The organism is Aurantimonas sp., from assembly GCF_964217435.1.
Taxonomy (GTDB): domain Bacteria; phylum Pseudomonadota; class Alphaproteobacteria; order Rhizobiales; family Rhizobiaceae; genus Aurantimonas; species Aurantimonas coralicida.
Map to the genome: position 1 here is coordinate 1 of NZ_CAXPJM010000053.1, position 23,040 is coordinate 23,040.

Annotated in this window: 25 protein-coding genes and 1 pseudogene; 5 read left to right on the forward strand and 21 right to left on the reverse strand. The window is 66.9% G+C overall.

The window, feature by feature from the left end:
* The 7 genes and pseudogenes from ACEQX1_RS17425 to dctP all read right to left on the reverse strand — a co-directional run.
* Positions 1 to 474, reverse strand: a 474-nt coding sequence (locus ACEQX1_RS17425) for an N-formylglutamate amidohydrolase (RefSeq protein ID WP_372521751.1), incomplete at its 3' end; no start/stop codon positions are given.
* A pseudogene (locus tag ACEQX1_RS17430) lies at positions 473 to 1,075 on the reverse strand (acyl-CoA dehydrogenase family protein); the annotation flags it as partial. The pseudogene ACEQX1_RS17430 and the gene ACEQX1_RS17425, both read right to left, overlap by 2 nt.
* A 204-nt stretch (positions 1,076 to 1,279) precedes the next feature.
* Positions 1,280 to 2,800, reverse strand: a complete 1,521-nt coding sequence (locus ACEQX1_RS17435; RefSeq protein ID WP_370195848.1) for a malonyl-CoA synthase — start codon at positions 2,798 to 2,800, stop codon at positions 1,280 to 1,282.
* Positions 2,797 to 4,155: a malonyl-CoA decarboxylase gene (locus ACEQX1_RS17440; protein ID WP_370195849.1), complete on the reverse strand. Its 1,359-nt coding sequence runs from the start codon at positions 4,153 to 4,155 to the stop codon at positions 2,797 to 2,799. Before ACEQX1_RS17440 ends, ACEQX1_RS17435 begins: the two co-directional genes overlap by 4 nt.
* On the reverse strand, positions 4,152 to 5,480 hold the full coding sequence (locus ACEQX1_RS17445; protein WP_009209583.1) for a TRAP transporter large permease: 1,329 nt from the start codon (positions 5,478 to 5,480) through the stop codon (positions 4,152 to 4,154). The genes ACEQX1_RS17440 and ACEQX1_RS17445 overlap by 4 nt, the downstream gene beginning before the upstream one ends.
* Positions 5,481 to 5,483: 3 nt before the next feature.
* Entirely contained in the window at positions 5,484 to 6,023 is a 540-nt protein-coding gene (locus ACEQX1_RS17450) for a TRAP transporter small permease subunit (RefSeq protein WP_370195851.1), read from the reverse strand.
* A 78-nt stretch (positions 6,024 to 6,101) separates the two neighbouring features.
* Entirely contained in the window at positions 6,102 to 7,091 is a 990-nt protein-coding gene (dctP, locus tag ACEQX1_RS17455) for a TRAP transporter substrate-binding protein DctP (protein ID WP_024352289.1), read from the reverse strand.
* A 101-nt stretch (positions 7,092 to 7,192) separates the two neighbouring features.
* On the opposite strand from dctP, the gene ACEQX1_RS17460 reads away from it, so the two are divergent.
* Positions 7,193 to 7,936: a GntR family transcriptional regulator gene (locus ACEQX1_RS17460; RefSeq protein WP_024352290.1), complete on the forward strand. Its 744-nt coding sequence runs from the start codon at positions 7,193 to 7,195 to the stop codon at positions 7,934 to 7,936.
* Positions 7,937 to 8,059: 123 nt separating this feature from the next.
* On the opposite strand, the gene ACEQX1_RS17465 is transcribed toward ACEQX1_RS17460, so the two are convergent.
* The 4 genes from ACEQX1_RS17465 to ACEQX1_RS17480 all read right to left on the reverse strand — a co-directional run bounded on the left by ACEQX1_RS17465 (position 8,060) and on the right by ACEQX1_RS17480 (position 10,631).
* Positions 8,060 to 8,707 (reverse strand): hypothetical protein, encoded by a 648-nt coding sequence (locus tag ACEQX1_RS17465; protein WP_228240967.1) that lies wholly within the window; start codon positions 8,705 to 8,707, stop codon positions 8,060 to 8,062.
* 158 nt (positions 8,708 to 8,865) lie between these two features.
* Positions 8,866 to 9,012 carry an ABC transporter gene (locus ACEQX1_RS17470; protein ID WP_085931392.1) on the reverse strand — a complete coding sequence of 49 codons (147 nt, stop codon included), beginning with the start codon at positions 9,010 to 9,012 and terminating at the stop codon, positions 8,866 to 8,868.
* 354 nt (positions 9,013 to 9,366) lie between these two features.
* Complete coding sequence (locus tag ACEQX1_RS17475) at positions 9,367 to 9,897, reverse strand: hypothetical protein (protein ID WP_230785264.1); 531 nt, start codon at positions 9,895 to 9,897, stop codon at positions 9,367 to 9,369.
* A gap of 353 nt (positions 9,898 to 10,250) precedes the next feature.
* Entirely contained in the window at positions 10,251 to 10,631 is a 381-nt protein-coding gene (locus ACEQX1_RS17480; protein WP_370195853.1) for a hypothetical protein, read from the reverse strand.
* A gap of 266 nt (positions 10,632 to 10,897) precedes the next feature.
* Between ACEQX1_RS17480 and ACEQX1_RS17485 the strand changes: the two genes are divergently transcribed.
* From ACEQX1_RS17485 to ACEQX1_RS17495, 3 genes are all read left to right on the forward strand, one after another.
* Positions 10,898 to 11,245, forward strand: coding sequence for a hypothetical protein (locus ACEQX1_RS17485; RefSeq protein ID WP_370195854.1), 348 nt, complete (start codon positions 10,898 to 10,900; stop codon positions 11,243 to 11,245).
* 156 nt (positions 11,246 to 11,401) lie between these two features.
* Positions 11,402 to 12,079, forward strand: coding sequence for a bifunctional nicotinamidase/pyrazinamidase (gene pncA / locus ACEQX1_RS17490; protein WP_370195855.1), 678 nt, complete (start codon positions 11,402 to 11,404; stop codon positions 12,077 to 12,079).
* Positions 12,080 to 12,146: 67 nt separating this feature from the next.
* The gene (locus ACEQX1_RS17495; protein ID WP_009209591.1) at positions 12,147 to 12,845 is read left to right on the forward strand and encodes a ribonuclease activity regulator RraA; all 699 of its coding nucleotides are present in this window, start codon (positions 12,147 to 12,149) and stop codon (positions 12,843 to 12,845) included.
* A gap of 78 nt (positions 12,846 to 12,923) precedes the next feature.
* On the opposite strand, the gene ACEQX1_RS17500 is transcribed toward ACEQX1_RS17495, so the two are convergent.
* Positions 12,924 to 13,139 (reverse strand): hypothetical protein, encoded by a 216-nt coding sequence (locus ACEQX1_RS17500; RefSeq protein WP_370195671.1) that lies wholly within the window; start codon positions 13,137 to 13,139, stop codon positions 12,924 to 12,926.
* Between the two features lie 125 nt (positions 13,140 to 13,264).
* Between ACEQX1_RS17500 and msrB the strand changes: the two genes are divergently transcribed.
* On the forward strand, positions 13,265 to 13,672 hold the full coding sequence (gene msrB / locus ACEQX1_RS17505) for a peptide-methionine (R)-S-oxide reductase MsrB (protein ID WP_024352298.1): 408 nt from the start codon (positions 13,265 to 13,267) through the stop codon (positions 13,670 to 13,672).
* Between the two features lie 38 nt (positions 13,673 to 13,710).
* Here msrB and ccoS read toward each other — a convergent pair whose 3' ends face one another.
* The 9 genes from ccoS to ACEQX1_RS17550 form a co-directional block, all read right to left on the reverse strand.
* Positions 13,711 to 13,869, reverse strand: coding sequence for a cbb3-type cytochrome oxidase assembly protein CcoS (gene ccoS / locus ACEQX1_RS17510; protein ID WP_277026932.1), 159 nt, complete (start codon positions 13,867 to 13,869; stop codon positions 13,711 to 13,713).
* Positions 13,866 to 16,175, reverse strand: a complete 2,310-nt coding sequence (locus tag ACEQX1_RS17515; protein WP_370197239.1) for a heavy metal translocating P-type ATPase — start codon at positions 16,173 to 16,175, stop codon at positions 13,866 to 13,868. The genes ccoS and ACEQX1_RS17515 overlap by 4 nt, the downstream gene beginning before the upstream one ends.
* 10 nt (positions 16,176 to 16,185) lie before the next feature.
* Positions 16,186 to 16,668, reverse strand: coding sequence for a FixH family protein (locus tag ACEQX1_RS17520; protein ID WP_187389674.1), 483 nt, complete (start codon positions 16,666 to 16,668; stop codon positions 16,186 to 16,188).
* 3 nt (positions 16,669 to 16,671) lie between these two features.
* On the reverse strand, positions 16,672 to 18,225 hold the full coding sequence (ccoG, locus tag ACEQX1_RS17525) for a cytochrome c oxidase accessory protein CcoG (protein WP_187389673.1): 1,554 nt from the start codon (positions 18,223 to 18,225) through the stop codon (positions 16,672 to 16,674).
* A gap of 215 nt (positions 18,226 to 18,440) precedes the next feature.
* A complete protein-coding gene (gene ccoP, locus ACEQX1_RS17530; protein WP_370195673.1) occupies positions 18,441 to 19,313 on the reverse strand; it encodes a cytochrome-c oxidase, cbb3-type subunit III in 873 nt (290 codons plus the stop codon).
* Between the two features lie 3 nt (positions 19,314 to 19,316).
* On the reverse strand, positions 19,317 to 19,472 hold the full coding sequence (locus ACEQX1_RS17535) for a CcoQ/FixQ family Cbb3-type cytochrome c oxidase assembly chaperone (RefSeq protein ID WP_024352303.1): 156 nt from the start codon (positions 19,470 to 19,472) through the stop codon (positions 19,317 to 19,319).
* Positions 19,473 to 19,482: 10 nt separating this feature from the next.
* Positions 19,483 to 20,283: a cytochrome-c oxidase, cbb3-type subunit II gene (gene ccoO / locus ACEQX1_RS17540; RefSeq protein WP_370195674.1), complete on the reverse strand. Its 801-nt coding sequence runs from the start codon at positions 20,281 to 20,283 to the stop codon at positions 19,483 to 19,485.
* A gap of 10 nt (positions 20,284 to 20,293) precedes the next feature.
* Positions 20,294 to 21,895, reverse strand: coding sequence for a cytochrome-c oxidase, cbb3-type subunit I (gene ccoN / locus ACEQX1_RS17545; RefSeq protein ID WP_210310355.1), 1,602 nt, complete (start codon positions 21,893 to 21,895; stop codon positions 20,294 to 20,296).
* Positions 21,896 to 22,567: 672 nt separating this feature from the next.
* A complete protein-coding gene (locus tag ACEQX1_RS17550) occupies positions 22,568 to 22,966 on the reverse strand; it encodes a hypothetical protein (RefSeq protein WP_370195864.1) in 399 nt (132 codons plus the stop codon).
* Positions 22,967 to 23,040: the final 74 nt, after the last annotated feature.

Consider the following 23,040-nt stretch of genomic DNA (forward strand, 5'->3'; position numbering starts at 1 on the left):
CTGCAGGGCATGCAGGCCCTCGGCCGGCCGGCCATACTGGCGGGTGATGTAGCCGCCCTTGAAACGGCCGTTATGGACATGGCTGAAACGGTCCTGGCCGCCGAGGATGTCACAGGCCAGGGCCGCCAGGGCCGGCGCGCAGCTGCGGCCGTCGTTGCTGCCGAGGTTGAGGTCGGGCAGCCGGCCCTCGAAAAAGCGCGGCACTTCGGCAGCGATGCTGTGGCCGTCCAGCAGGATGGCAAAGCCGTGGCGGGCGCGGATCGCATCCAGTTCGGCAGCCAGCCGGGCATGGTAGGGACGCCAGTATTCGTCGACGCGGCGTGCCACCTCGGCCTCGTCCGGCTCCTGCCCGCTGCGGTACCGCGGCGCGGTATCAAAGCCGCGGGTCGGGCAGATCTCGGTATTGTCTGCCCCCGGATAGAGCGCACGGCCGGCCGGATCACGGTTCAGGTCGACCACATAACGCGAATGCATGGGCGGCGGACTTCGCCCAGACGACGAAGACGTCGGCGATGGGCGAATTGGAGATCCACATCTTGGCGCCCGACAGGCGGTAGCCGCCGTCGATCTTCTCGGCCCGCGTGGTCATGCCGCCGGGATCGGAGCCGGCATCGGGCTCGGTCAGGCCGAAGCAGCCGACATATTCGCCGGTGGCGAGCTTGGGCAGGTACTTGCGGCGCTGGGCCTCGTCGCCATAGGCGAAGATCGGATACATCACCAGCGAGGACTGGACGCTCATCATCGAGCGATAGCCCGAATCCACCGCCTCGACGGCGCGCGCCACGAGGCCGTAGGAAACATAGGACGCGCCGGCGCAGCCATAATCCTCGGGCAGCGTCAGGCCGAGCAGGCCGAGTTCGCCCATCTCGTTGAAGATGGAGCGGTCGGTGGTCTCGTTGCGATAGGCCTCGACGATGCGCGGCCGCAGCTTCTCCTCGGCATAGGACCGGGCGGTCTCGAAGATCAGCCGCTCGTCCTCGGAGAGCTGGTCCTCGAGCCGGAACGGATCGGCCCAGTCGAAACCGGCGGACGGAGACGCAGACGGCGAAGGCGCGGCGGCCGAAGCGTTGGACATGACGGGGTTCCTCTCGAACGGATGGCGGCCATGCCGGGCATCGGACGGCCGCTGAAAAGGGCGGCGCGCCGAATCCGGATCCCGGATGCGGCCCGCACTCGCGATCCGTTCTATCGCCCGGCGCCGCCGGGGAGCAATGGGATGGGGCGGGGCCAGCGACACTTCGCCGGCCCCGCGCACATCATGCGGCCATCGGCCTTGCGGTCACTTGCCGCCAAGGAGATCGGCGAAGCGGTCCCGCAGGATGTTCTTCTGCACCTTGCCCATGGTGTTGCGCGGCAGTTCGTCGACGAAGACGATGCGCTTGGGCTGCTTGAAGCGGGCCAGCCGTTCGGCCAGCGCACCCGTCAGCGCGGCCTCGTCCAGCGCCCGCTCGGCCACGACGACGCCGACGACGCCCTCGCCGAAATCGGGATGCGGCACGCCGATGACGGCACTTTCGACGACGCCCGGCAGTTCGTCGAGGGCCAGCTCGACTTCCTTGGGATAGATGTTGAAGCCGCCGGAGATGATCAGGTCCTTGCCGCGGCCGACGATCGTCACATAGCCCTGCGGATCGATCAGGCCGAGATCGCCGGTGATGAAGAAGCCGTCGGCGCGGAATTCGGCGGCGGTCTTCTCCGGCATCTGCCAGTAGCCGCAGAAGACATTCGGACCCTTGACCTCGATGACGCCGATCTCGCCGTCGGGCAGCGGCTTGGCGGTGTCCGCATCGACGATGCGGAGCTCGACGCCGGGAAGCGGGAAGCCGACGGTTCCGGCACGGCGCTCGCCGTCATAGGGATTGGAGGTCGACATGTTGGTCTCGGTCATGCCGTAGCGCTCGAGAATGCGCTGGCCGGTCCGCTCCTCGAAGGCGCGGTGGGTCTCGGCCAACAGCGGCGCGGAGCCCGAGGTGAACAGCCGCATATGGGAGGTGCGCTCGCGGTTCAGACGCTCGTCGGCGAGAAGACGGGTGTAGAAGGTCGGCACGCCCATCATCGCGGTCGCCTGGGGCAGGTACTTGAACACCTGCTCGACGTCGAATTTCGGCAGGAAGATCATCGTGCCGCCGGCGATCATCGCGGTGTTGGACGCGACGAACAGGCCGTGGGTGTGGAAGATCGGCAGGAGGTGCAGCAGCACGTCGTCGGCGGTGAATCGCCAGTAGTCGCGCAGCACTTCGGCGTTGGACAGGAGATTGTCCTGGGTGAGCATGGCGCCCTTGGAGCGGCCGGTCGTCCCCGAGGTGTAGAGGATCGCGGCAAGGTCGCTCGGCTGGCGCGCGACCGTGGCGAATTCGCCGGAAGCCGCATCGGCCTGCGCGTTGAGGCTTCCGGCATCCGCGGCGCGGGCGCCAAGCGTTTCGAGGCGCGCGCCTGCGCCCTCGGCCGTAGCAGCCAGCCCGTCGCGCTTGGCCGGGTCGCAGACGAAGACGCGCGGCTTGGCGTCGTTGAGGAAGTAGTCGATCTCGGTCGGCGTATAGGCGGTGTTGAGCGGCAGGAAGACGCCGCCGGCGCGCACCGTGCCCAGATAAAGCATCAGCGCTTCGATCGACTTGTCGGCCTGCACGGCCACCCGATCGCCCGGCTCGACGCCCAGCGCCACGAGGGCATTGGCAAAGCGCGCCGAGGCCGCATCGACGTCGGCATAGGTGAATTCGCGGCCGTCGGGCAGGATCGCGAAACACTTGTCCGGCGTCGTGCGTCCCGTGGCGAGGAGGCCGTCGAAGAGCGGGTTTGTCATGCTACGTCCTTCATGGAATCAACTTCGCCGCGCTTGGGGAGCAGCGACGTCACGGCCCGGCTGGCGGCGATGTCGCCATCCGCCGCATAGGCCTCGTGACGCTGCTCGACGCGCGGCAGGTCGTACAGGTAATTGACCATCAGCCCGTGGGCCTGGGCGAGGCCGCCCGGCGAGACGTCGCCCAGATGCATGATGCGGTTGAGCATCGCGCCATTGCCGAGATGGAAGCGGGCGACCGGATCGACCGGTCCGCCGCGGGGGCGCCGGGCACGCAGGAAATAGCGGGCGCCGAGCGACAGCAATCCGGGACGGGCAGCTTCGGCCTTGGCCGGATCGCCGGCCCAGCCGGGCTCGCCGACGATCTCGATCGCGCGTTTTTCCGGCGCTTCCAGCCGGTCGATCGTGGCGGGCGGCAGTGCTGCGAGCCAGCCGGCAAAGCCGGGAACCGGCGACAGCGTCACGAAGGTGCGCAGGTTCGGGACTGCGTCCTTCAGATCCTGCGCCACCTGCTTGATCAGGAAGGAGCCGAAGGACACGCCGGCCAGGCCCTTGTGGCAATTGGAGATCGAATAGAAAACCGCGGTCTGCGCGTCCTGCGGCGACAGGGCCGTGCGCTGCGGGTCGAGCACCGAGGCGATCGACGCCGGGATTTCCGCGGTCAGCGCCACCTCGACGAAGATCAGCGGATCGTCCGGGATCGAGGGGTGGAAGAAGGCGAAGCAGCGCCGGTCCGGCGGGGCGAGCCGCTGGCGCAGCTCATCCCAGTTGCCGATGGCGTGGACCGCCTCGTAGCGGATGATCTTTTCCAGGATGCTGGCCGGCGTGTTCCAGTCGATCGGCCGCAGCAGCAGGAAGCCGCGATTGAACCACGACTGGAACAGATGGCAGAGATCGGCATCAACCGGACCGTAGCGCTTGCGGTCGGCCTTGAGGAGCGGCAGCAGGCGCTCGCGCAGCGTGACCAGTTCGGCGGTGCCGCCCGGTGCAAGGTTCAGGCGGCGGAACAGCTCCTGGCGCGGGGCCTCGGCATGGTGCTGGAGCCGTGCCAGGGTCTCGGCGTCCGGCGTGTCGAGAAACGCGGCGGCCGCATCGGTGAGGGCCGCCTGGTCCGGCGTGAACTCATCCGCCAGCATCTGGAAGAAGCGCTCGGCGTCGGATTCGCTGAGGCCGCGGAAGCCGCGCAGGATTTCGGCCGCGAGGCGCACGCCGGAGGCTTCGCCGCGCGAGGAGACGAGTTCGTGGCAGAGCGCCGCCAGCTGGCCGACGCCGATCGTCCGGTTGGCGTTGTCGCCGAGAAACCAGGACCGGGCGCCGATCGAATCGAGAAGGTCGGACAGAAGGGAGACTCGGCTCATAGCTCAGGCCCCATGACGAGTTCGGGCAGGAGAAGGGCGATCTGCGGAAACAGGCACAGGGTGATGATGCCGAGGATCATGCAGACGACGTAGGGCAGGGACCCGCGCAGGATCTGGCCGAGCGTGATGTCGGGCGCGATGCCGTTGATGACATAGAGGTTCAGGCCGACCGGCGGCGTGATCAGACCGATCTCCATGTTGATCGTCAGGATCACGGCGAACCAGTAGGGGTCGAAGCCGGCACCGGTGATGATCGGCAGCAGGATCGGCGCCGTCATCAGGATGACCGCGACCGGCGGCAGGAAGAAGCCGGCGACCAGCAGGAAGAGGTTGACGACGCCCATCAGCACCCAGCGGTTCACGTCCATGTCGGCGATGAAGGCAGCGATCGACTGGGTGATGAACAGCGAGGACAGGGCAAAGGCGAAGAGCTCGGACGCGCCGATGATCAGCATGATCATCACGCTCTCCTTGAGCGTGTCGCGGAAGATCACCGTCATCTGCGAGAAGCGCCAGGTGCGCGAGATCATGCCGTAGATCACCGCGACGAGGATCAGGCAGAACAGCGCCCCGACACCGGCTGCCTCGGACGGCGTGGCGACGCCGCCATACAGGACGAAGAGCACAGCGACGATGATCGCCAGGAAGGGCAGCACCCGCGGCAGCGCGGCGAAGCGCTCGCGCATGGAGAAGCGCTGCGACAGTTCGGTGAGACCCAGACCCTGCCGCTTGCAGGCGTAGATGGTCCAGATCATGAAGAACACGGTCAGCATGATGCCGGGACCGACGCCGGCCAGGAACAGGCGGCCGATCGAGGTTTCGGTGGCGATGCCGTAGACGATCATCGTCACCGAGGGCGGGATCAGGATGCCGAGCGTGCCGCCGGCGGCGATGGAACCGGCCGCGATCTCCGGCGGATAGCCGCGCTGGCGCATTTCGGGAATGCCCATCTTGCCGATCGCCGCACAGGTGGCGGGCGAAGACCCGGACAGGGCCGCGAAGATCGAGCAGGCGCCGAGATTGGACAGGACGAGGCCGCCGGGCACCCGGTTGAGCCAGCGATCGAGCGCCTCGTAGAGGTCCTTGCCGGCGGGCGAGGAGGCGACGGCGGCGCCCATCAGGATGAACATCGGGATGGCAACGAGGCCGAAGGACGCCATGCCGCCGAAGAACTGCTCACCGAGCGTTTCGAGGAAGAACGGCCCGTAGACGACGAACAGCGCGCCCATGGAGACGAGGCCGAGGGCAAAGGCGATGGGCGTGCCGATGGCAAGCAGCACCAGCAGGACGCCCAGCATGGCGAAACCGGAGACGGTCGGGCTCATCGATCAGGCTTTCTTGACGGTATCGGAGAACAGGGTGTCCTGGTTGGCGAGGTGCGGATCGGCACCATCGAGCCACAGGCGCATCAGTTCGGCGATGTATTGAACGGCGAGCCAGACGGTGCCGACCAGCATGGGCAGGACCGGGATCCAGAGCGGGATGGCCCAGACCGATTCGGTCATCCAGCCATTCGTCCAGCTCTCGTGGAAATGGTACCAGGAGGCGTAGGCGATCAGCCCGACGAAGATGAGCGAGGCGAGACCCGACAGCGCCTGCAGGATGGCGCGGACCCGCGGCCCCGAGGCGATCTGCAGGATGTCGACATTCACATGGCCGCGCTCGATGAGCACCCAGGGCGCCCCGAGGAAGGTGGCCGCGACGATGGCGAAGATCGTGAACTCGGTCTGCCAGACGGTCGACTGCACGAGAACGTAGCGCACGAAGACCATGTGCGAGACGGCGAAGATCGCTGCGAGCAGCAACAGGGCACCGATGACGCCGAGAAGGCGCGAGACCGCCGAGACGGCGCGGATGAAGGACCGCATGTCAGATTCCGAGCTTGAGGCCTGGGAAACGGGAGCCGGCCAGGCCGGCCCCCGTTGTCGCATTGTCGGCGTTACGGGCTATTCGACGGCCAGTGCCGCGTCGATCAGCGCCTGACCGTTCGGGACCTTCTCGGCGAACTCCTTGTAGGAGGTCTCCTTGGCGATCGCGAGCCAGGCGTCGTAGTTCTCCTTCGTCATCTCGGTGACCTCGACGCCGTTCTTCTTGTAGACCTCGATCAGCTCGGCATCGAGCTTGGACGCTTCCTCTGCGAAATAGGCCTCGGCCTTCTCACCGGCGGCCATCAGCGCATCCTGCTGTTCCTTGTTCAGCTTCTCGAAGGAGCGCTTCGACATCAGGATCGGCTCGTACATGAACCACAGGGCGTTCTCGCCCGGCGCGGTCAGGCAGGTCGAGACCTCGTAGATGCGATAGGACACCAGCGAACCGGACGAGGTGTTGGCGCCCTGCAGGACGTTCTGCTGCATGCCGGTGTAGATTTCCGAGGACGGCATCGACGAGATCGACGCGCCCGCTCCGACCAGCATCTGCTCGAAGGCCGGTCCAGCGGCGCGCAGGGTCTGGCCCTTGGCGCTTTCCGGGCTGGTGATGCAGGTCTTGGACGACACGAAGCCGCCGGCGAGCCACGCATCCGACAGGACGAGGGCGCCGGCCTCGTCGATCGACTTCTTGATTTCGTCCATGAAGGGCGAATCGTTCAGCCGCTGGGCGCGGTCGTGGTTGCCGACCAGGCCGGGCATGAGCGTCGCGGAATACTCAGGATGACGGCCGGACGCGTAATCCAGCGGGAAGGCGGTGATGTCCACCTGGCCCTTGGTCACGGCGCCCCACTGGTCGCGCGGCTTGAACAGCGAACCGTTCGGGAAGACCTGGACCTTCAGCCCGACATTGGCGGCCTCGACCTCCTTGCCGATCATCTGGACCATCTCGTCGCGCACGTCGCCCTTGCCGCCCGGCCACTGGTGCGAGGCGCGCAAAGTCACGTCCTGCGCCAGGGCGGAAGCTGTCAGGGCAAGGCCACATACGGCCGTCAGCAACATCGTCTTCATGGAATTCTCCTCCCGTTGATTGTTCTGCCGCGCCTCCCGACGCGTTGGGGCAAGCCAATACTCTCTTGCATGCCTTGTCAATTGGATTGTATACGATCTGGATGAGCGTATCGGATGTTCCCGCAGCGACGATCATGCCTCCCGCCGGGGATGGCAAGTCCGCTGCCGTCTCGAAGGGCGGGCTCGCCTCGGCGCGGCCCAAGGCCAGCGAGATCCGCGACGCGCTCGAACAGGAAATCGTCACCAATGCCCGCACGGCGGGCGAGCGCCTCGACGAGCAGGCGATCGCCCGCCGCTTTGCGGTGTCGCGCACCCCGGTCCGGGAGGCGATCAACCAGCTGGCATCGGCCGGACTGATCGAACAGCTGCCCAATCGCGGCGCCTTCGTGCGGCAGGTCGGCCTCGGCGAACTGGTGGAGATGTTCGAGGTGATGGCCGAGCTTGAGGGCATGGCCGGACGCCTGGCCGCGCGCCGTGCGGCGCCGCAGGCCCTGGCGGCTTTGCAGGCGGCACTCGTCGCCTGCAGCGCAGCGGCAGCCCAGCAGGATACCGACGCCTATTATTACGAGAACGAGCGGTTCCACCACGCGATCTACGACGCCTGCGGCAATGCGTTCCTCGCGGCCGAGGCGAAACGGCTGCACATGCGGCTGAAGGCCTATCGCCGCCTGCAGCTGCGGGTGTCGCAGCGCATGAAGCAGTCGCTGCAGGAGCATGAGCGCATCGTCGCCGCGATCGCTGCCGGCGACGGCGAGACGGCCGAGCGGGAACTGCGGGCGCATATCGCCGTGCAGGGCGAACGCTTCGCCGATCTGGTGGCCAGCGTCGGCGCAGCGGCGCGATAGACGCTGCAGCGGCTCGGACGACAACCGACCGATCCGGCTCGTTGCGGCAGGCACGAAAAAGCCCGGCGCGCTGTCGCGGCCGGGCCTGATCGTCGATGAACGAGAAGCGTCGCGGGGACGGTCCTACGTGTTCATTTCCTTCAGCGTGTTGATGTAGTTCTCCGGGAACAGCATGTGGTTGGGCGCCTTGAGGCCCATATGTTCGGCGATGTCGCCGACGAAGGAACTGCAATTGTAGAGCACCGCGTGCCAGACCGGCGAAGAGTCCTGCAGACTGCGGATATAGCCGACGACGTCGCGATACTCTTCCTCGGTCAGGTCGATCCGGTAGTTCGCGGTCATGTAGGCGATCTCGGTGTCGCCGTCGCTGGGGCCGGTCTCGGACGGCACCGGCAGGAAGTGGCCGATCGTATAGGGCACGTTGCTGGTCGACGCCGGATGCAGGCCGGCAACCTCGGTCACGCCGGGAATCAGCACGCCCTTCGAGTCGGTCGGGACACGGCCGTTCTGGTCCAGCTTCCCGAAGACCACGAAGGTGTGGCCATAGCTCATTGCGTTGCGGGCGCGGAAGTCGATGAAATAGGGCTTGGAGAGCTGCTGCGCGGCGCCGGACTGTCCGGGAGGCGGAGCGAAGGCGGCCGGCGCGACGAGCGCGGCGCTGGAGTTCACAGGCGCACCGGCCGACATGGTATTGGCCGAGTTCGAGGTACAGCCCGTCACGAGGGCGCCGAGAGCCGCGGCGAACGCGATTCGCAGGAATTTCGAAGACATTGTCGGCCTTTCAAGTCGAAGACGGCCAGGGGCCATTCGACGGGGACAAGACATAGAAGCGCCCCCCGATGTCGAGCATCGCGGAACGCGTAGCGTGGACCAGTAGTTGGTCGGCGCTTGGAGGGAGCGCCGGAGCGACTCCCTCCAAGAAACCAAGGTCAGCCCTTGGTGACGTAGGTCTGCTCGACGACCATCGGCTCAGCAACCGGTGCCTTGCCCTTGCCCTTGCCGATGCCCTTGCCCATGCAGCCAGCGAAGGATGCGAGGGCGACGACCGCGACCGATGCGATGACGATTTTCTTCATTTTGAACTACCTATCAATGTGACGGTTGGTGCCGCAGCTTGAATATTCCGACGCCTTTTTGCGGCCGGTGCGACAAGAACCTGTTGCGTTTGGGTGGTACGGGCAAGTGCGGAAATGCCACACATCGCAGGCAACGTGACGGAATAGAAGCGTTTGGCTCCGACGTGTGACTGCGGATTATGAAGAACCCTTCATAAGCGCCTGAAACTCCGTGTTCGTCCCTCTGCTCTCTCAATCCGAAAACGGTCCCGTTTGCAAGGGCCGCCAAGGCTCAAGATTCGTTAAATCCTGCAACAGAGTGCTGCATTTACCGCACTGCACCGCGTTGCTCTTCAAGCCGCATGTCGCGACCCCTCAGTTTGCCGCGACATTGGTCGGCGGACCCTGGATCACCGCCCGCGATTCGCGGATTGCGGCGACGTTCTGATCGATGACGGTCGGGCGTTCGGCAGCCGTGAAGGCGAAGCCGTCGACCCCCGTCGCCGAGACGATTTCCTCCTGCAGGCGCTCCCGCGTGGTGCCGCAACTGGCATAGGCGATCTCGGCGAGGGACAGCTCGTCCTGCACCTCGATCGACGCCTTCACGGCCTCGTCGTAATTGCAGAAGGCGTCGGCCCGCAGCGCCTGGTCCAACCGCTCGTCGAGCATGCCGTATTGCTGCTGGATCGCGATTTTGCGGGCGTTGTAATTGTTCAGATAGGTCTTGCGCAGCGCCAGCCGGCACTGGGCATAGACCAGTTCGCCGGGGATGATCAGCAGGCTTCGGCAATGGGCGTCGTCCTGCGGGGCCGAGAGGTCGAGCGCGGCCATGTCCATGTCGTCTCCCACGCAGCCGGCGAGGAGTACGGCGAGAGCCGCGACAGGAGCGAGGGCGGGAATGCGCATGACCATCTTCGTCTTTCTACGGTTCCGTAGAACCCGGCTGTCTGTCGGATCGGCACCGCGACGTTGGCGCGGCACCATATGATCGCAAGGAAATTAAGGATCTGTTGCCCACGTCTGACGATCGTTTCGCAAGACTGCACGAACCCGGCTCGCACGCTGGACCGGACGGACCGTCGCAACCTGATCGAGCGCGAGACGCGCACGAACCGGGTCACGCCGCGGGCGAGAACGACAGAGGGTTCAATTCCGGCGAAGGTGTGACGCTGGTGGGGCTTTCCGGACGCAGTACGCATGAAAGCTGCCCCTCGGGAGCATAGCGTACAGCGACCGGTGATGGCGGCAGGCGTGGCCGCCTATTCCTGCGCGGTCCCGGCCTCGATTCCGCGGCGTACCTCGTCGCGCAGTTCCTCGGTCATTTCCTTCGCCGCGCAGGTCCGCGTCGGGCTGATGACCTCCTGCTGCGCAAGGTCCTCGCGTGAGATCGGGCAGACCTTGCCGGCGAGTTCCGGCGTTACCGAGATGGTCAGAGGCAGCTCGGAGACCTTGATGCCGAGATCCGTCGCCAGCGCCGTCTTCAGGTCCCAGTCGCCGAGCGAAACCTCGACGAATTCCGAACCGGGTTCGCCATCGAGCGCGGGCGCCTCGGTCTGCGCGGCGGCGGGATATTGCAGCGCGGCCGCCATCGCGCCTGCCAGAAGCAGGGCCAGGGGTGTCGACGCGATCCGGTGATACATTTCGTTGGCTCCAAGACTGCTGCAAGCGGTCGGGCCGCATGCCTGATTTCCCGCAATCATAGGGTCCGACCGTGACTTTGCCATGGCGGAGGCGTCGCGCTGGGCACGGGAGTTCGCCGCACGTGCCGCGATAGACATCGGCAATCGCCCGATTTGGGGAGGCGGTCCGACAATATTTCATGGCTGCCATGCCGTTGTGCGCTGCAGCAAAGACGCCTAGCTGTCGGGGCAGGGAGGTCCAATTCTTCTTCAGAGGGACCAAAGACATGAAGACTGCAATCGCAACCGCCGCCATCGCCCTGTTCGCATTCGGCGCCGCACAGGCCGAAGAACTGAAGCCGCTGGCTGGCAAGACCATCGATCTCGGCGGCGTCAAGGGCGCGGCCTATTACACGGTCGAGGGCGAAGATTTCCGCGTCGTGACCACGCTGCAGGCCGGCGAGACGGGCAGCCCGCTGCGTTTCGTCTCGACGCTGTCGGACGGTGAGACGCTGACCGTTCAGGTTCCGTCCCGCAATGGCGGCACCACCGAGGACCTGATGATCACCCGCACGGGCGACATACTCGATGTCTCGCCGAAGGCCGATCTGCGCGCCGCTGCCAGCCTTCGCTGACACCGCCAGACCGTACGACCGAGTTTCAGACGCAACGGCCATGCCGGGGAGATCCCGGCATGGCCGTTGCCGTTTGGGCTCACGGAATGTGGCTCCGGGTGCCGTTGCTGCGCCTGCGGACTTTCCTCGCGGCGAACGAACTGTCAGGTTCGGCTTATGGCGAATATCGATATCAAGCATGACGATGCGCTGATCATCGTCGACGTACAGAACGACTTCTGCCGGGGCGGCGCCCTGGCGGTGCTCGACGGCGACAGCGTCGTGGCGCCGATCAACGCGCTGGCACCGCATTTTCCCGTCGTCGTCCAGACCCAGGACTGGCACACGCCGGACCACGTCTCCTTTGCGTCCAGCCATCGGCGCAACGCCTTCGAGATGATCACCTTGCCCTATGGGCCGCAGGTGCTGTGGCCCGACCACTGCGTCATGGGCACGAGCGGCGCGGACTTCCATCCCGCCCTGCATGTCCCCGACGTTCAGATGATCGTCCGCAAGGGCTTCCATCCGTCCGTCGACAGCTATTCCGCCTTCGTCGAAGCCGACCACGCCACCCAAACGGGGCTAGCCGGATATCTGCGCGAGCGCGGCGTCAGCCGGGTCTTCGTGGCGGGCCTGGCAACGGATTTCTGCGTCGCCTGGACGGCGCTGGACGGGCGCCGAGCCGGCTTCGAGGTGGTCGTCGTGGAGGATGCCTGCCGGTCGATCGACCTCGACGGCTCGCTGGCGCGGGCCTGGCGGGACCTCGAAGCCGCAGGCGTCGGGCGCTGCCAGTCCGACGAGATTCGCCCGGGTTCGCCGGCGCGCGTGGGCGCCGATCGCGCTTCATCAGGCTGACTTGGCATTTGATCGCAACGCGACTTGCGGTATCGATGGCCACCGTCATCAGCAGGAAGCGTGTTCCGTGAGCCAAACCTCGACCAACGAAGTCTTTCGCAAGATCGCCACCGCGACGATCACCACGATCCTCCTGAAGAAGGGTCTGCGCAATGTCTGGCTGCGCGGCCCGATGCCGATGGAAGACGGCATGGAGCGGATCGTCGGCCGCGCCTTCACGCTGCGCTTCGTGCCGGCGCGCGAGGATCTGGCGACACCGGAATCCTGGTCGTCGCCCAATTCCACCCGCGGCGCGATCGAGGCGATGCCCGACGGCTGCATCGCCGTCGTCGACGCCATGAGCGTCGATGACGCCGGCATCTTCGGCGACATCCTGTGTGCCCGCATGGTCAAGAAGGGCGTCGCCGCCCTCGTCACCGACGGCGTCGTGCGCGATCTCGCCGGCGTGCGCGGCACCGGTCTGCCGGTCTGGTGCGCGGGCGTTGCCGCGCCGCCTTCGGTGGCCGGCCTGACCTTCGTCGGCTGGCAGGAGCCGATCGCCTGCGGCGGCGTCGCGGTGTTCCCGGACGATCTGATCGTGGCGGACGACGATGGCGCCGTGGTGATTCCCGCCGCGCTGGTCGACGAGGTGCGCGATGCCTGCGTCGAGCAGGAAGAACTGGAAGCCTGGATCATGACCGAGGTCGATCGCGGCGTTGCGCTGCCGGGCCTCTATCCGCCGAATGCGGAAACCCGCGAGCGCTACGAGAAGAGCCGCGGCCGCTAAGGCTCAGCGCGCCTCGTCAGAACGCAAAAGGGCGGCGCCGCAGCGCCGCCCTTTTTCATGTCGGATCTCCTGGTTGGCCTAGGTGTCGTCAGCCGTGCCATCGCCTTCGACCGCCTCGGCCGGGCGCCGCTCGATCTCGCCGCCCAGCCGGTCGACGCTGCCCGGGCGATCGAAGGCGTTGTCCTGCGAGGGCCGCGCCTTCGGCGCGTTCTGGCGGTAGCTGACGTCCTGGTCGCGATCCTGGGCGTCGGGATTGTTCTGCTGGTTGTCGAACCTGTCCGGTACATTGCTCATCTGACACTCCCGTGCGTTGCGGCGGCAGCGCCCCTATATGGGAGCCAGCCGATCCGTTCGGGGGGCAATCCGCTGCGGCGGGCTTCGTTCCCGACGGACCGGATCAGACACGGAAGGATACCGACATGGACGCCAAGACCTACCCCGTCACACGCACCGATGCCGAATGGCGCGCGATGCTGTCGCCGGAGCAGTATCAGGTGATGCGCGGCCACGGGACGGAGCGCCCGGGCAGCTGTGCCCTGCTGCACGAGAAGCGGCCGGGGACCTTCACCTGCGCCGGCTGCGGTCAGCCGCTGTTCATCGCCGGCCAGAAATTCGAGAGCGGCACCGGCTGGCCGTCCTTCGACACGCCGGTCGAGGGCGCCGTCGAAACCACCGAGGATCGCAGCCACGGCATGGTCCGCACCGAGTGCCATTGCAGCCAGTGCGGCAGCCATCTCGGCCATGTCTTCCCGGATGGTCCGCCGCCGACGGGGCTGCGCTACTGCATCAACGGCGTCGCCATGGATTTCGAGCCCGACGACGCCTGATCACGACCGCCACGCACCGGCGACCCCGGTGCGTGGCGTCACCTGTCGCCCGGCGGCGTGTCGTCGTCGGCGAGAATGCGCCATGCCGCGCCGTCGAGATCCTCGTACTGGCGGGTGCGGACGGTCCACAGGAATGCTCCGAGTCCGACCAGCCCGAGCAGCAGCGCGATCGGCACAAGGACCAGCAAGATATTCATGCCGTTGCCTCGGCAACTGGCTCGAACGCCTGTGACTGGCTTTCGGCGAACGGCTGCGCCGACGTTCCCGCCTTGCCGTCGAAACCGCCTCCCGACAGTCGCAGGCTGTTGGCCACCACGACGATCGAGGACGCCGACATGGCGATGGCCGCCACGAGCGGCGTGACCAGACCCGCCATGGCCAGCGGCACGGCGATGCAATTATAGGCGATCGCCAGTCCGAAATTCTGTCGCACCAGCCGCTTCGCGTGCAGCGCGATGTCATGGGCAAAGGGCACGCTGCGCAGGCTGTCGCGCGTGAAGACGAAGTCGGCGGCGAGCCGCCCGGCATCGCAGGCCGAGGCCGGCGCCATGGAGACATCGGCGGCGGCCAGGCTCGGCGCGTCGTTGAGGCCGTCACCCACCATCAGGACATGGGCACCGCCTGCCTGTAGCGCGCAGATCCGTTCGATCTTCGCCGCCGGCGACTGGCCGGCTGCCGCATGCCCGATCTCCAGTTCGCCGGCCACCCTGCGCACCGCCACCTCGCCGTCGCCCGACAGCAGCTCGGTGTTGAGCCCGGCCGATCGCAGGGCTTCGAGAGCCTCATGCGCGCCGGTCCGCAGCGATTCCCCGAGCGCGAAATTCGCCGTTGTCTGCCCCTCGATGGCGAAGCTGACACCCTCGGTCGCAGGCGCTGCCTGGCCCGCGATCTCGGCGACCCAGTCCGGGCGTCCGAGCCGCACGTGGCGGCCCTGCCAGACAGCGGCGATACCGCATCCCGGCCATTCCCGGATATCGTCGAGCTCCGCCACAGAACCGCTTCCCAGATAGTGGCGGATGGCGAGCGCGGCGGGGTGGTTCGAGCGGCCGGCGAGAGCGCGCGCCACGTCGCGGCCGGTTGCGAGCATGTTCGACGCCGTGACATGGGGCGTGCCGGTCGTCAGGGTCCCGGTCTTGTCGAACAGCACCGTGTCGATCTCGGCCAACCGCTCGAGCCCCGTGCCATCCTTCATCAGGATGCCGGCCTCGAAGAGGCGCGCGGCGCCGATGACATGGACCACCGGAACGGCAAGGCCGAGCGCGCAGGGGCAGGTGACGATCAGAACCGCAATCGCCGCATAGAGCGCCTGATACCAGTCGCCGCCCGTCGCGATCAGCCAGAGCAGGAACGTCGCCGCAGAGAGGAGATGGACCGCCGGCGCGTAGATCCGCGCCATACGGTCGGCGACGCGGACATAGCGCCCGCGACCGGTCTCGGCCGCTTCCATCATGCGGACGATCTCGGCGAGGAAGGAATCGTCCGCGCTCGTCAGCGCCTCGACCTCCAGGGCGCCAGACAGGTTGAGGGTGCCCGCCTCGACCCGGGCGCCCGGCGCCACGGCGAAGGGCGCGCTCTCGCCGGTGACGAGCGAGCGGTCGAGTTCGCTCCGGCCCGTGAGGACCATCGCATCGACCGGCATCCGCTCGCCGGCGGCGACGCGCAGGACCATGCCGGGCTGCACCTCGTCGAGGGGCACGTAGCGCGTCTCCCCATCGGCGAGCAGCGTCGCGCCGCGTGCGGCCAGTCGCGAGATGGCGACGACGGCGCTGCGGGCGCGCTCGCGCATGCGCTGGTCGAGATACCGGCCCACCAGCAGGAAGAAGATCAGCGTCACGGCCGCGTCGAAATAGGCTTCGGCGCCGCCGTTCAGGCTCTCGTAGAGACTCATGGCCAGGGCCAGGAGGACGGCCAGCGAGATCGGGACATCCATGTTCAGGCGCCCGACCCTGAGCGCCGAGACCGCCGAGCGGAAGAAGGGCTGGCCGGCGAAGGCCACGGTCGGCACCGCAATCAGGGCCGAGACGAGATGGAAGAGGTCCCGCGTCGCCGCATCGGCCCCGGACCAGACGGAGACCGACAGGAGCATGATGTTGGCCGCCCCGAAGCCGGCGATGGCCAGCGCCGTCAGCAGGCGTGTCGATTCGCGCCGGGCGCCCAGGGTTTCGAGGTCGCCGAGATCGACGGGCGTGCCGGGATAGCCGAGCGCGTCCAGTGCGCTGGTGATGACGCCCGGTGAGATTTCGGCGGAGCGTGTGACCACGGTCACCCGGCGCAGGGTGAGGTTGACCCGAACCGAGACGATGCCAGGCAGGGGCTTCAGGGCGGTTTCGATGGCCGACAGGCAGGCACCGCAGCGAATGCCGGGCACCGACAGGACATAGGTCACCGTGCCGTCCGGGGCCTGCCGCCCGGCATGGCGCAGTTCCTCGGTCCGTGCATCGACGGGACCGGCGACGTCGCTCAGGTCAGCGGGGAGCGTGAAGGCGGTGCCGCAGCAGCTCATGATCGTGCGCTCACTTGACCACGAAGCGGATGGCGCTTTGCCAGGGCTTTTCGCCGGTCGCCTCGACCCGGACCTGTGCCTCCCAGATCCCCGGCGCGAGATCGGTGGTCACGCCGTAGCCACCGGAGCGCAGCGGCGCGAGGCGCACGGTCCGGTCGTCGCGCTCGGTGGCGGGGCGTCCAATGGTGGCCGCCACCATCGCGCCCGGCAGGGGGCGGGACGCGGCATCGCGCAGATCGACCTGGAAGATACCCTCGGAATAAGCCGTCGTCGCCGTCCAGCCGCGCCCGGCCTGAGCGGTGCGCTCGGCCGTCAGCTCGTTGAAGTGCTGGCTGGCGATATAGCTGTTCTTGACGACAAGGCCGCTCCAACTCGTGCTGGCGAAGATGGCCAGGGTGAGATTGACCGAGATGATGGTGCCGAAGAACAGCGCCATGACGCCGATCATGTGCAGGCCGGTGAATTTGTCAGGACGAAACACGCGACGCAGCATGGGTCAGTTCCCCGTCTCGAAAGTTGCGGAATAGCTGTCGGTCTCGCCCACGACCGGATCGGTGACCACGAAGCGAAAGCTGGTCTCGCCCGCCTGCAGCGCGCTCGCCGGCTGGGCGACGAAGACTCGCAGGGCACGCAGCTGATCCGGCGCGACGGGAATGTCGAAGCTTCGCGCGGCCGGCGCATCGATGTCGGCGATGGTCATCGTCGCCTCCGGCAGGCCTTCGAGCGCCAGCCCGATGGTGCGCGGCTGCGGCAGCATGTTGAGCAGTTTCACGGTGTAGCCGTTGCGGATGGACCCGTCGGCGAGGGTGACGGCGACCGGGTTGCGGTCGTGCTGGACGTTGATCTCCAGACGGTCGCGGGCCAGCAGCGCGATGGTCAGCCCGACGCCGATCGCCGACCACATGGCCAGGTAGATCAAGGTGCGGGTGCGCAGGATGATGCGCCAGTCGAAATGCCTCAGCCCCGCGATGAAGCGGCCCGCATGGTCGCGCACGCGGGACGGGTCGATGGCGCCGGTCGCAGGATCCGTGGCGGCGGCCATGTTGGCGTTGTAGTCGCTGAGCGTCGCGTAGGAGATCAAGCCGCGCTCGCGGCCGAGCTTGTCCATGACGCCGTCGCAGGCGTCGATGCACAGGGCGCAGGTGATGCAGGCCATCTGCTGGCCGTCACGGATGTCGATGCCCATCGGGCAGACGGCGACACAGGCGTTGCAGTCGACGCAGTCGCCGGCCGGCACGCCCGCCGCCGCGGCCTTTTTGGCGCCGCGGGTCCGCGGCTCGCCGCGCCAGTCATTGTAGGTGACGGTGAGCGAATCCTCGTCGAGCATAGCCGCCTGGATGCGCGGCCAGGGACACATGTAGATGCAGACCTGCTCGCGCATCAGCCCGCCGAAAACGTAGGTGGTGGCGGTCAGGAGAGCGACGGTGGCATAGGCGATGAACGGCGCCTCGCCGGTGACGAAGCTCATCAGCAGGCTCGGGGCGTCGGCAAAGTAGAAGATCCAGGCGCCGCCGGTCGCCACGGCGACGACGATCCAGGTGGCGTGCTTTAGGACCCGCTTGCGCAGCTTGTCGACGCTCCAGGGCGCCTTGTCGAGCTTGATGCGGGCGTTGCGATCGCCCTCGAAAAAGCGCTCGATGACGAGGAAGAGGTCGGTCCAGACCGTCTGCGGGCAGGTGTAGCCGCACCAGGCCCGGCCGACGACGGAGGTGACTAGGAACAGGCCGACGCCGGCCATGACCAGAAGCCCGGCGACGAAGAAGAATTCCTGCGGCCAGATCTCGATGAAGAAGAAATAGAATCGCCGGTTGGCCATGTCGATCAGGACGGCCTGATCGGGCGCGTAGGGACCACGATCCCAGCGCAGCCACGGGGTCACGTAGTAGATGCCGAGGGTGATCGCCATGATCAGCCATTTCAGCTGGCGAAACTGCCCCTCGGTGCGCTTGGGGAAGATCTTCTCGCGCTTGGCGTAGAGCGGCTGGTCCTGGCGACTGGCGGCGTTGACGGCTTCGACGTCGAGGCGTTCGATGTCGGGCTGATGCAGCATGGTCTCTCTCGACGTTCGGCGGGCACCGCAGGGCGGCATCCGTGTCGATAGACCCGCCCCGGCGGACCGGCCTTGATCTGCATCAACGCCCGGCGGTGCGCGGGTGCGTCGCAGGAGCGCACCATTGTGAACGGGCCTTGCCGGCAAGACGAAGCCCCCGGCTGGCGGGCCGGGGGCTGTGGTCGCGACCTCCCTCGCGACCGGGCGACGGGATCCTATTCGCCGCCGCCGAGACTGTGGACATAGACCGCGAGTTCCTTGATCGCGGTGTCGCCGAGGCGCTCGCCCCAGGCCGGCATGACGCCATGGCGCGGGCGGCTGATCTGCGTCGCGATGGCGGTCGCGTCACGTCCGTAGAGCCAGATCGCGTCGTTGAGCGCGGGCGCGCCGACCTCCTTCATGCCTTCGCCCGACTCGCCATGGCAGAAGACGCAGTTCTGCGCGTAGATGTCGGCACCGCGCGTTGCGGCGTCGGGCCGGTCGTCGCGGCCGGTCAGCGACAGGACATATTGCGAGACGTCGGCGATCTGGTCGCGGTCGAGAATGCCGTCGCGACCGAAGGCCGGCATGTCGGCGACCCGGGTGTCGGGGTCCGGCGCATAGCGGATGCCGTGCTGCAGCGTGACGGCAATCTCCTCCAGCGAACCGCCCCAGATCCAGGCGTCGTCGTTGAGGTTCGGATAGCCCGGGCTGCCAGCGGCGCCGGAGCCATGGCACTGGACGCAATTGACCTTGTAGGACGCTTCGCCGGCGGCGATCGCGAAGGGACGCAGTTCCGGATCGGCGGCGATGGTCGCGACGTCCGACGTGCGGATGGCCGCGATCCGGTCGGCATTCGCCAACTCCAGCGCCGACATCTCGGTGCGCAGATCCGCTCGGCTCGACCAGCCGAGCAGGCCCGTCGTCGCCGAGTTGACCAGGGGCCAGGCCGGATAGAGCACCGTGTAGACCGCCGCGAAGGCGATGGAGGCGTAGAAGGTCCACAGCCACCAGCGCGGCAGCGGGTTGTTGAGCTCCTTGATGCCGTCCCAGGAATGGCCGGTCGTCTCGATGCCGCTGACGTCGTCGATGTCCTTGTGATCGCTCATCGGTCAGTCCTCCTTGAAGGGGATGCTGGCGGCATCGTCGGCGGCGCGCTTGGCGCCCGGCCGCAGGACCCAGGCGAGAACGCCGAGGAAGAACAGCGTCAGGGCGAGAAGCGCCCAGCTGTCTGCGAAGGCACGCATGCTGTGGTAGTCGAAATCCATCCGGAGGCTCCTAGCGGTCGTTGCGTTCCGGCTCGTAGACGGAGAAGTCCACGAGGGTGCCGAGCATCTGCAGGTAGGCGACCAGCGCATCCATCTCGGTGAGACGCTGGTTGTTGCCGTCGAAGGTTCCGACGATCGCCTTGGGGTAGCGGGCGAGAAGACCGGTCGTGTCGCCATTGGCGGTCGCCTGGACCATCAGGTCGGCCTTCGCGTTCTCGATCATCTCGTCGCTGTAGGGCACGCCGACCGCGCGATTGGCTCGCAGGTGCCCGGCCGGATCGCGCATGTCGAGATCGGTGGTCGCCAGGAAGCCGTAGGACGGCATCACCGATTCCGGCACGACCGAGCGCGGCTCGATCATGTGCTGGACGTGCCATTCGTCGCTGTAGCGACCGCCGACACGGGCGAGATCGGGGCCCGTGCGCTTCGACCCCCACTGGAACGGATGGTCGAACATGGATTCGGCCGCGAGGCTGTAATGGCCGTAGCGCTCGACCTCGTCCCGGAACGGCCGGATCATCTGGCTGTGGCAGGTGTAGCAGCCCTCGCGGATGTAGATGTTGCGCCCGGCGAGCTCGAGCGGCGAGTAGGGCCGCATGCCCTCCACCTTCTCGATGGTGTTCTCCAGGTAGAACAGCGGCGCGATCTCGACGATGCCGCCGACACTGACCACCAGCAGGGACAGGACGAGAAGCAGCGTGGCGTTGCGCTCGACCCGGCCATGCTTGGCGAGAATGCCCCGGGCGACCGGGTCGGCCTTCACTTCCGGCAGGGCGCCGTCGAGGGTGGGACGTTCGGTTTCCTTGCTCATGTCTGGCCCCTTACCCTGCCATCTGGATTGCGGGCGTCTGGCCGCCCATCGGTACTTCCGACCGGATCTCGCCGCGGATGGTCTTGTAGACGTTGAAGGCCATGATCAGCGCGCCGGCGAGGTACATCAGGCCGCCGAGCATGCGCAGCACGTAGTAGGGATGCATGGCCGCGACGGTTTCGGCGAAGGAGTAGACGAGGTAGCCGTCGGCTCCGTATTCGCGCCACATCAGGCCCTGCATGATGCCCGAGACCCACATCACCGCCGCGTAGACGACGATGCCGAGCGTCGCGAGCCAGAAGTGCCAGTTGACCAGGCGCAGGCTGTAGAGCCGCTCGCGGTGCCAGAGCTTGGGCACCAGATGGTAGACCGCGCCGAAGGAGATCATGCCGACCCAGCCGAGCGCGCCGGAATGGACGTGGCCGATGGTCCAGTCGGTATAGTGGCTCAGCGAGTTCACCGCCTTGATCGACATCACCGGACCCTCGAAGGTCGACATGCCGTAGAAGGCGACGGAGATGACCATCATGCGCAGGATCGGATCGGTGCGCAGCTTGTCCCAGGCACCCTGCAGCGTCATCAGGCCGTTGATCATGCCGCCCCAGGAGGGCATCCACAGCATGATCGAGAACACCATGCCGAGCGTCTGCGCCCAGTCGGGCAGGGCGGTGTAGTGGAGGTGGTGCGGACCGGCCCAGATGTAGAGGAAAATCAGCGACCAGAAGTGGATGATCGACAGGCGGTAGGAATAGACCGGCCGGTTGGCCTGCTTCGGGATGAAGTAGTACATCATGCCGAGGAAGCCGGCGGTGAGGAAGAAGCCGACGGCGTTGTGGCCGTACCACCACTGGGTCAGCGCATCCTGCACGCCGGAGAAGGCCGAATAGCTCTTGGCGCCCATGAAGGAGACGGGCATCGAGAGATTGTTGACCACATGCAGCATCGCGATGGTCACGATGAAGGCCAGGTAGAACCAGTTGGCGACGTAGATGTGGGGTTCCTTGCGGCGGATCAGCGTGCCGAGGAACACCGCCAGATAGGCGAGCCACACCACCGTCAGCCACAGATCGACATACCATTCCGGCTCGGCATATTCGCGGCTCTGGGTGATGCCGAGAAGGTAGCCGGTCGCCGCCAGGACGATGAAGAGCTGGTAGCCCCAGAACACGAACCAGGCGAGATTGCCGCCCCACAAGGTCGCCCGGCAGGTGCGCTGGACGACGTAGAAGGAGGTGGCGATCAGCGCGTTGCCGCCGAAGGCGAAGACTACCGCCGAGGTGTGCAGCGGACGCACGCGGCCGAAATTGAACCAGGGTTCGATGTTGAGATCGGGCCAGGCGAGCTGCGCGGCGGCGAGCACGCCGACGAGAAAGCCGACAATGCCCCAGGCGACCGTCGCTATGACGCCGTAGCGCACCACCTCGTCGGCATATTCGGTGCCGTTGGTCTTCAGCGGGATCTGCGCGGCATCGGCGAATTCGATGCGCCGCAGCAGCACCACCGTCGCGCCCGCCAGGATGAAGAACAGGACATAGGCATGCGCGGCGAACTGCGCATCCCTGGCAAAGCCGGCCCCGAGCAGCGCGACCAGCGCCGCGCCGCCGATGAACATCGCCTCGGTTTGGTATTTCACGTCAGGAACCCCCTCGGTCACATGCCCGCCGGACGCCGATTCGATCAGACGATCGCAATTGCGGGATGGGGGTGGTGTGGCAGCGGCGAGTGTCCGGCGCTTTGATGTCGATCAAGCGGGGTGGCGCGAGGCGGCGTTCTGCGCTGGCGGCGGGTGTTGCGGGCGCATGAGCCGCGTCGGTTGGGATGCGGCAGTTGCGCGGCCGGTTACCAAGCGAGAGGCGCAGCGTTTGCCGCGACGTGGCGGAGCCCATGCCCGCGAGGCGGTAGGCGGCTGCGAGGATTTGGCATGGGTCCTCGGGTCAAGCCCGAGGATGACGACCTTGTTCGGGAGCTTGGCGCGTAAGCGCACTGGACGGCGCGTGCTGGCCGATGCAGAGCGGCGACGATGACGACCACGACGATGGCGGTCGCGGCGGCGATAGCGAAGGCGGAAGCTGGAAGCTGGAAGCCAACGCTGAACAGAACGTGGTCAAAACGCAGAAACAGAAGCGACCGCAGAGGCGAACGATGGCTGGCCGCCAAATCCGCCGCGCGTCATCCTCGGGCTTGACCCGAGGACCCATGCCTCGACGGTGGCGGTATCAGAGGCGCTGCAGAACGGCCGTCACCGACGCGCCGTCGCCCGTCACGCCCCGCGCAGCGCCACGCCTCACTCGAACGCCTTGCCGTTCCACTTCACCGAGACCGACTGGCCGCCATGCCCGTACATGGAGATGGGCGGGCGGCGGCCCTGGCCGATCGTGACGCCGCCGCCGAGCACCTCGCCGACCTTCTTCAGGAGCCCGCCACGGCGCACATAGAAGATCACCGAGCAGACCTGCGCGCCGCAGAATATGCTGCGACCGAACCGGCCGTCGCTGCAGAAGATCGCATCGTGGGACAGGATGAGGTCCGACTTGCCGTCGCCGTCGAGGTCGCGCTCGATCACACCGACCGGATCGATCGTGCCCCGCCCGCCATCGCAGGCCTCGGCGATCTGTTCCTTGACCACCCAGGCGGCCGCCTCGGTCCGTGCCTCGACCGGCGACCACGCCAGGGCAATGGTCATGAACGTCAACAAAGTCCTCTTCATTTCGACACCTCCCATTGCGTCACCCGACCAAGCTGCCGGGAGAGCCGGCG

Coding starts and splice junctions, on each gene's coding strand:
- ACEQX1_RS17435 (WP_370195848.1), bottom strand. CDS start 2,800: ATGACAAACCCGCTCTTCGACGGCCTCCTCGCCACGGGACGCACGACG.
- ACEQX1_RS17440 (WP_370195849.1), bottom strand. CDS start 4,155: ATGAGCCGAGTCTCCCTTCTGTCCGACCTTCTCGATTCGATCGGCGCC.
- ACEQX1_RS17445 (WP_009209583.1), bottom strand. CDS start 5,480: ATGAGCCCGACCGTCTCCGGTTTCGCCATGCTGGGCGTCCTGCTGGTG.
- ACEQX1_RS17450 (WP_370195851.1), bottom strand. CDS start 6,023: ATGCGGTCCTTCATCCGCGCCGTCTCGGCGGTCTCGCGCCTTCTCGGC.
- dctP (WP_024352289.1), bottom strand. CDS start 7,091: ATGAAGACGATGTTGCTGACGGCCGTATGTGGCCTTGCCCTGACAGCT.
- ACEQX1_RS17460 (WP_024352290.1), top strand. CDS start 7,193: ATGAGCGTATCGGATGTTCCCGCAGCGACGATCATGCCTCCCGCCGGG.
- ACEQX1_RS17465 (WP_228240967.1), bottom strand. CDS start 8,707: ATGTCTTCGAAATTCCTGCGAATCGCGTTCGCCGCGGCTCTCGGCGCC.
- ACEQX1_RS17470 (WP_085931392.1), bottom strand. CDS start 9,012: ATGAAGAAAATCGTCATCGCATCGGTCGCGGTCGTCGCCCTCGCATCC.
- ACEQX1_RS17475 (WP_230785264.1), bottom strand. CDS start 9,897: ATGCGCATTCCCGCCCTCGCTCCTGTCGCGGCTCTCGCCGTACTCCTC.
- ACEQX1_RS17480 (WP_370195853.1), bottom strand. CDS start 10,631: ATGTATCACCGGATCGCGTCGACACCCCTGGCCCTGCTTCTGGCAGGC.
- ACEQX1_RS17485 (WP_370195854.1), top strand. CDS start 10,898: ATGAAGACTGCAATCGCAACCGCCGCCATCGCCCTGTTCGCATTCGGC.
- pncA (WP_370195855.1), top strand. CDS start 11,402: ATGGCGAATATCGATATCAAGCATGACGATGCGCTGATCATCGTCGAC.
- ACEQX1_RS17500 (WP_370195671.1), bottom strand. CDS start 13,139: ATGAGCAATGTACCGGACAGGTTCGACAACCAGCAGAACAATCCCGAC.
- msrB (WP_024352298.1), top strand. CDS start 13,265: ATGGACGCCAAGACCTACCCCGTCACACGCACCGATGCCGAATGGCGC.
- ccoS (WP_277026932.1), bottom strand. CDS start 13,869: ATGAATATCTTGCTGGTCCTTGTGCCGATCGCGCTGCTGCTCGGGCTG.
- ACEQX1_RS17515 (WP_370197239.1), bottom strand. CDS start 16,175: ATGAGCTGCTGCGGCACCGCCTTCACGCTCCCCGCTGACCTGAGCGAC.
- ACEQX1_RS17520 (WP_187389674.1), bottom strand. CDS start 16,668: ATGCTGCGTCGCGTGTTTCGTCCTGACAAATTCACCGGCCTGCACATG.
- ccoG (WP_187389673.1), bottom strand. CDS start 18,225: ATGCTGCATCAGCCCGACATCGAACGCCTCGACGTCGAAGCCGTCAAC.
- ccoP (WP_370195673.1), bottom strand. CDS start 19,313: ATGAGCGATCACAAGGACATCGACGACGTCAGCGGCATCGAGACGACC.
- ACEQX1_RS17535 (WP_024352303.1), bottom strand. CDS start 19,472: ATGGATTTCGACTACCACAGCATGCGTGCCTTCGCAGACAGCTGGGCG.
- ccoO (WP_370195674.1), bottom strand. CDS start 20,283: ATGAGCAAGGAAACCGAACGTCCCACCCTCGACGGCGCCCTGCCGGAA.
- ccoN (WP_210310355.1), bottom strand. CDS start 21,895: ATGTTCATCGGCGGCGCGGCGCTGGTCGCGCTGCTCGGGGCCGGCTTT.
- ACEQX1_RS17550 (WP_370195864.1), bottom strand. CDS start 22,966: ATGACCATTGCCCTGGCGTGGTCGCCGGTCGAGGCACGGACCGAGGCG.